The organism is Streptomyces milbemycinicus (assembly GCF_002154605.1).
In the GTDB taxonomy this organism is placed as follows: domain Bacteria; phylum Actinomycetota; class Actinomycetes; order Streptomycetales; family Streptomycetaceae; genus Streptomyces; species Streptomyces milbemycinicus.
This window is the reverse complement of sequence record NZ_MUNE01000487.1, coordinates 1-3,268: the sequence shown is the minus strand read 5'-3', so window position 1 is coordinate 3,268 and position 3,268 is coordinate 1. Positions and strand designations below refer to the sequence as shown.

3 protein-coding genes are annotated in these 3,268 nt (G+C 72.2%); 2 read left to right on the top strand and 1 reads right to left on the bottom strand.

All coding sequences use genetic code 11. The features are described from left to right. Window positions 1-737, top strand: a 737-nt coding sequence (locus CCN51_RS34770; protein ID WP_086860504.1) for a hypothetical protein, incomplete at its 5' end; no start/stop codon positions are given. Between the two features lie 99 nt (window positions 738-836). After that, window positions 837-1,469: a TIGR03085 family metal-binding protein gene (locus tag CCN51_RS34765; RefSeq protein ID WP_014180503.1), complete on the top strand. Its 633-nt coding sequence runs from the start codon at window positions 837-839 to the stop codon at window positions 1,467-1,469. Window positions 1,470-1,530: 61 nt separating this feature from the next. On the opposite strand, the gene leuA is transcribed toward CCN51_RS34765, so the two are convergent. Next, the coding region (gene leuA / locus CCN51_RS34760) for a 2-isopropylmalate synthase (protein ID WP_245881730.1) at window positions 1,531-3,268 on the bottom strand (1,738 nt) is incomplete at its 5' end.

The window sequence follows — 3,268 nt, the reverse complement described above, 5'->3', positions numbered from 1 at the left end:
CCCGCTTCTCCATCTTCGTCACGCTGCTGTCCAGCGCGGGGTGGTCGAAGCACTCGCCGGGCTTGAGCACCGCATACGGCACCAGGTCGCCGGGGTCCCCCGACTCGGAGGCCGAGGGGGACGTACCGCCGTCGGAGGCGTCGCTGCCGCCGCCCAGCGGTGCACCCTGTCCGGGGTCCGCCGAGCCGGACGCCCCGTCGGAGGCGGAGGCGGAGGCGGAGGCGGAGGCTGACGGGGAAGCCGAGGCCGAGGGGGAGTCCGGGGCGTCCGGCTCGGCGGACCCCGGACAGGGTGCACCGCTGGGCGGCGGCAGCGACGCCTCCGACGGCGGTACGTCCCCCTCGGCCTCCGAGTCGGGGGACCCCGGCGACCTGGTGCCGTATGCGGTGCTCAAGCCCGGCGAGTGCTTCGACCACCCCGCGCTGGACAGCAGCGTGACGAAGATCGAGAAGCGGGCGTGCAGCGGTCCGCACGACGGTGAGGTGGTCGCCAACGAGACGCTGACCGGGGACTTCTCCACCGAGAAGGCCATTCAGGACAAGGCGCTCTCGCTGTGCGAGACGGATGCCAAGAAGCGGCTGAAGTCCATACCGAACGACGGCCGGATGTATTACTACTACGCGCTCTATCCGGCGCTGGGGACCTACCGGATCCGGGGCGAGGACCAGGTCTCCTGCGCGCTGACGCTCAGCTCGGGCCCGGGTGGCAAGAAGCTGACCAAGCCGCTTCCGGGGTGACGGGGCGCAGGACTGACGGGGCGCAAGGGGGATCGTGGCCCAGGGGTGACGGCCCGGCGCCGGTGGCGGGGGCCGGACGGCGGTCGTAGGGTGGGCGGTATGTCCACTCACGCGAGGCGCGAACGGCTGCTGCTGGCCGACCTGTTGGAGACCGCCGGCTCCGATGCCCCGACGCTGTGCGAGGGCTGGACCACCCATGACCTGGCCGCCCATCTGGTGGTCCGCGAGCGCCGCGCGGACGCGGCCGCCGGTCTGCTGCTCAAGCCGCTGGCCGGGCGGCTGGACCGGGTCCAGGCGGAGTTCGCCGCGAAGCCGTACGGGGAGCTGGTCCAGCTCTTCCGCGAGGGCCCGCCGCGGATGTCGCCGTTCGCCGTCAAGCAGGTGGACGAGGCGGCCAACACCGTCGAGTTCTACGTCCACGCCGAGGACGTCCGCCGGGCCCAGCCGGACTGGCAGCCGCGCGAGATCGACCCGGTCTTCGCCGACGCGCTGTGGTCCCGGATCGAGCGGATCGCCAAGGCGGTCGGCCGCAAGTCCCCGGTGGGCCTGGTGCTGCGCCGCCCGGACGGCCGTACGGTGGTGGCGCACCGGGGCATCCCGGTGGTCACGGCCACCGCGGAACCGGGCGAGCTGGCGGTGTTTCTGTTCGGCCGCCAGGACGCCGCCCGGGTCGAGTTGGAGGGCGACAAGGAGGCGGTGGCCAAGCTCCAGGCTGCCAAGCTCGGCATCTGACTCGGCGTCCAGCTGAGCACTGACGCACCGCCCCCTCACCGCGGTCACCTCACCCCGGCCATCACAACACTCGCGCCCGATTCACAGCGGCCAGCACGGCGTGCACCGAGGCGGTGAGCACGGAGGTGTCCTGACCGGCGCCCCACCGCGTGCTGTCACCGACGCGGCATTCGGCATAGGCCATGGCGGGGCTGCCGGGTCCGGCGGCGGTCGCGTGCTCGGCGTAGTGGAGGATGTCCACGGCGATCCCGGCACCGGCCAGGGCGGCGGCGAAGGCGGACAGCGGCCCGTTGCCCGTGCCCTCGTACACACGCTTGTCGTCGCCCATGTGCAGCTCGCAGACGAAGCGGTGCCGGCCGGGGCCGGTCTCCTCGGTCGTCCATGACCCGAGGGTGACCGGGCCGTCTTCCTGACCGGGGGCGAGATACGACGCGCGGAACAGCTCCCACAGGTCCTCGGCCGCGGCCTCCCGGCCGCTGTCGTCGGTGACGGCCTGCACGATACGGGAGAAGTCGGCGCGCAGCCGCTTCGGCAGATCCAGGCCGTAGTGCGCCTGGAGCAGATGGGCGATGCCGCCCTTGCCGGACTGGCTGTTGACGCGGATGACGGCCTCGTAGCTGCGCCCCACGTCGGCCGGGTCGATCGGCAGATACGGCACCGCCCACGGCGCCTGACCCTCCGGCACTCCGGACTCGGCGGCCCGCCGGGTGTGTTCGGCCAGCCCCTTGCTGATGGCGTCCTGGTGGGTGCCGGAGAAGGCCGTATGGACCAGCTCGCCGCCATAGGGGTGGCGGGGGTGGACCGGCAGCCGGTTGCAGTGCTCGACGGTGTCGCGGATCGCGTCGATATCGGAGAAGTCGATCATCGGGTCCACGCCCTGGGCGTAGAGGTTCAGGGCGAGCGTGACCAGGTCCACATTGCCCGTCCGCTCGCCGTTGCCGAACAGACAGCCCTCGACGCGCTGGGCGCCCGCCAGCACGGCCAGCTCCGCGCAGGCGACCCCGGTGCCCCGGTCGTTGTGCGGGTGCACGGAGAGGACGACGTCCGAGCGCCGCTCCAGGTGGCGGTGCATGTACTCGATCTGGTCGGCGTACACATTGGGGGTGGCGCACTCGACGGTGACGGGCAGGTTGTGGATCACCGGCCGCTCGGGGCAGGCGTCCCACAGCTCGGTGAGGCCATTGCAGACCTCCAGCACGAAGTCGGGTTCGGTGAGGTTGAAGACCTCCGGGGAAAACTGGAACCGGATGTTCTCGGGGCGCGCCTCGGCGAGCCGGGCCAGATGCCCGGCGGCGTCCCGGATCATCCCGTACACCTCGGTACGGTCGCGGCCGAGCACCACCTCGCGCCAGACGGGAGCGGTGGCGGTGTACAGATGCACCACCGAGCGGGGCAGGCCCTCGATGGCGGCGAAGGTCCGCTCGATCAGATCGCGGCGGGCCGGGGTGAAGACCACCACGGTCACATCGGCGGGGACCGCGTCGCTCTCCGCGAGGTGGCGTACGAAGTCGAAGTCGGTCTGGCTCGCGGAGGGATAGCCGACCTCGATCTCCTTGAAGCCCATCGCGACCAGGAGGTCGAACATCCGGCGCTTGCGCGGGGTGTCCATCGGCTCGGCCAGCGCTTGGTTGCCGTCGCGCAGATCCACCGGCACCCACAGCGGCGCCCGTTCGATCCGGCGGCCCGGCCAGGTGCGGTCGTCGGTGAGCGGCACCGCGACCCTGTCGTACACGGACCGGTAGCGGTGGTGCGGCATGGCGCTGGGGCGCTGCGGGTTCCAGGAGGGGGCGTCGGCGGGG